Raw genomic sequence first — 3,030 nt, forward strand, 5'->3', positions numbered from 1 at the left:
AATATAATTATTTCACCGACAATGAAGATTTGCTTAACGAATACGACAGACGAGAGGCTTATTTAGTTTATCAATCAAGTCTAATGAGAGGTGCAAAAGAAGACGGCTTTGAAGAAGGTGAAAAAAATAAAGCAATCTCAATGGCAACCGCAATGAAAAAAGACGGAGCGGACATTAACCTAATATCAAAATACACGGGCTTAAGTATTGAAGAAATTAAAAAACTATAAATATATCGCAAAAAAATTTATATTTCAAGGAGATTAAAATGAACGAGTTGCCAATAGAAATAATAATTACTGTAGCGGTATTAATAACTATAGCCGTTATAATTTTGATTAAAGTTTTAATTTATAAAAATTCTAAAGTCTCTTATTTGGAAAAAAGCAAAATTTACGAAGAAATTGACGGAGAATATTTTAACAAAAGTGCAAATACAAATATAAAAATTAGAGAATAAAACCGCTCGATTAATCGATTTGAGATTTTGAAAGTGGTTTTATAAATAAAATTTAAAAATAAAATTTAAATAAAATAAATCACATCAAATAACCGCCGCTTTCTTCCAAAACTTTAGCGTATTTTTTTACTCCAGAGTTTACATTCATAAAACTTTTATTATATCCCGCTTCTCTTAAAAGCGTCAAATCCGCTTGAGTAAATTTTTGGTATTTTCCTTTTAAGGCATCGGGGAAAGGTATATATTCTATATTCGCTTTCGGGTAAATTTCTTTCAAGGCTTTCGCTATTTCTAAAAAACTCTCGCCCTCTCCCGTTCCGCAGTTGAATATTCCTCTTATTTTTTCGTTTTCAAAAAAGTAATTATTAACCGAAACTACATCGTCCACATGAATAAAATCTCTTAAAAATTTTTCGCTTTCCTCGAATATTTTCATGCTCTCGCCCGATTTTATTTGATTGAATAAATGAAAAGCAACCGATGCCATTCTGCCTTTATGATTTTCCTGAGGTCCGTAAACATTGAAATATCTTAATCCCACGACTTGACTGTTAATTTTTTTCTCTTTTGTAAGTTTATTGACATATCTGTCGAATTGATATTTTGAAAAAGCGTAAACATTTAGCGGATATTCGTTTTCTTCTTTTTCTACAAAACCGCTCTCGCCGTTTCCATAAACCGAAGCGCTCGATGCGTAAAATAATCTAATTTTATTTTCCAAACAAATATGCAAAATATTTTTACTCGTTTCGTAATTATTTTTCATCATATAATTTCCGTCCGTTTCCATAGTGTCCGAACAAGCGCCTTGATGAAAAATCGCCTCTATTTTGTCTTTATGTTTATTTATAAAATCAATCGAACCTTCTTTGTCGATATAATCTCTAAATTTTATTCTATTCAAATTTTTATGTTTTGAACCGTTTTTCAAATCGTCAATTATAATTATATCGTTAATACTTAAATTATTTAATCCTCTAACGATATTCGAGCCTATAAATCCCGCTCCGCCAGTTACTATAATCATAAAAAACTCCTTTAATTTAATTATTTATTTTATTTATTATTTTAGTTGTCGAATAACCGTCTACAAAATCTATCAATATTGTTTCTTTTGCAAACTCTCTTCCAACCACATTTTCCAATTTATAATCTCCGCCTTTAACCAATATATCGGGTTTCAAATTTTTTATTAGTTCAAAAGGCGTCTCTTCGTCAAATATTATTACAAAATCTACGCATTCCAAAGCGGATAAAACTATCGCTCTGTCTTCTTCTTTATTTATCGGGCGATTTTCTCCTTTTAGTCTTTTTACCGATAAGTCGCTATTCAAACCCAATATTAACAAGTCGCCCAATTCTTTCGCTTTTTGCAAATATTCCACATGCCCGCGGTGAAGAATATCAAAGCAACCGTTGGTAAATACGATTTTTTTATTATCGTTTTCTTTTAGAATTTCTTTCAATTCTTTTATATTTACTATTTTTTTATTTTTTTTGTTCATATAATTTCTTTTAAAATAATTTTTTAAATACTCCGCCGTTTCTTTTTGTCCTTTATTTACCGCTATATCTAACGCTGTCTCTCCGTCTTTATTTTTTATATTTATATCGGCATCGTTTTCTATTAAAAGTTTAACCGTTTCCAAATCTCCAATTTTAGCGGCAAACATAAGAGGAGTAAACAAATTAAAATTTTTTGCGTTTACATCAGCTCCGTTTTTTATTAAATATTCTATTATCGAATGTTCTTTTGTAAGCGAAGCGTAAAGCAAAGCGCTAAACATAGGCTTGTCTCTCAAATTAACATTAGCTCCGCAGTCGATTAAATATTTTGCAATTTCAATTTGTTTTTCGGCGCATGCGAACATTAAAGCGGTTATTCCCGTTCGGCTTCTGTCGTTTAAGTTGGCTCCGTTTTCAATTAAAAAATTTGCAATATCGAAATAGCCTTTTTTAGCGCAAATCATTAATAAAGTAAATTTTGATTCTTCGTCTCTTGCATCAACTAAAGAATTATCATTTTCTATGCAATTCTTTACTTTTTCCAAATCGTTATTTTTTACATATTCTACTATTTCCGACATTTTAGTTTCCGTTATTGCCATTTATAAGATTCTACAAACATTGTCGATATTGAAATGCAAGCGATTGCCCAAATCAAAAAGAAGATTACATTTTGAATATCTATCATTCCTTTTGTGAAATCCGAAAAATATGTCGTTATCGAAATCGCGTTTAATAATCTGCTCGCTCCCGTAAACATTTCGCTAAGCCAATTTATAATATAGGCGAATATTCCCATCGAAACTCCGAGTATCGCCGCAACCAACTGACTTTTTGATATGCTTGTCGCTATTAGTCCGAGTCCCAAAATCGCCGTTCCGAGCAAAAATAATCCCAAATAACCGCTGAATATAACTCCCATATCTGGCTTTCCGAATACCATAAGAAGAATAGGATAAACGAAAGTCATTATAAGCAAGGAAGCGTAAACCACCAAAACGGACAAATATTTTCCAATCACATATTGCAAAGAAGTTATCGGAGATGTCATGATAAGCTCGAAA

At 31.1% G+C, this 3,030-nt stretch carries 5 protein-coding genes; 2 read left to right on the forward strand and 3 right to left on the reverse strand.

Annotation, left to right across the window (positions count from 1 at the left end):
* Window positions 1-230: hypothetical protein (locus tag EZH24_RS14145; RefSeq protein ID WP_161976133.1), on the forward strand; the 230-nt coding region annotated here is incomplete at its 5' end.
* Between the two features lie 38 nt (window positions 231-268).
* Entirely contained in the window at window positions 269-460 is a 192-nt protein-coding gene (locus EZH24_RS09480) for a hypothetical protein (RefSeq protein ID WP_137998913.1), read from the forward strand.
* A gap of 79 nt (window positions 461-539) precedes the next feature.
* Here EZH24_RS09480 and rfaD read toward each other — a convergent pair whose 3' ends face one another.
* From rfaD to EZH24_RS09500, 3 genes are all read right to left on the reverse strand, one after another.
* A complete protein-coding gene (gene rfaD, locus EZH24_RS09485) occupies window positions 540-1,487 on the reverse strand; it encodes an ADP-glyceromanno-heptose 6-epimerase (protein WP_137998914.1) in 948 nt (315 codons plus the stop codon).
* Between the two features lie 16 nt (window positions 1,488-1,503).
* On the reverse strand, window positions 1,504-2,568 hold the full coding sequence (gene rfaE2, locus EZH24_RS15120; protein ID WP_236847149.1) for a D-glycero-beta-D-manno-heptose 1-phosphate adenylyltransferase: 1,065 nt from the start codon (window positions 2,566-2,568) through the stop codon (window positions 1,504-1,506).
* Window positions 2,559-3,030, reverse strand: a 472-nt coding sequence (locus tag EZH24_RS09500; protein ID WP_137998915.1) for an ABC transporter permease, incomplete at its 5' end; no start/stop codon positions are given. The genes rfaE2 and EZH24_RS09500, both read right to left, overlap by 10 nt.

It is taken from the genome of Brachyspira catarrhinii (assembly GCF_005518285.1).
Lineage (GTDB): Bacteria > Spirochaetota > Brachyspiria > Brachyspirales > Brachyspiraceae > Brachyspira > Brachyspira catarrhinii.

Excerpts from the sequence above, each read along its gene's own strand:
- EZH24_RS09480 (WP_137998913.1), top strand. The coding sequence starts at position 269 with ATGAACGAGTTGCCAATAGAAATAATAATTACTGTAGCGGTATTAATA.
- rfaD (WP_137998914.1), bottom strand. The coding sequence starts at position 1,487 with ATGATTATAGTAACTGGCGGAGCGGGATTTATAGGCTCGAATATCGTT.
- rfaE2 (WP_236847149.1), bottom strand. The coding sequence starts at position 2,568 with ATGGCAATAACGGAAACTAAAATGTCGGAAATAGTAGAATATGTAAAA.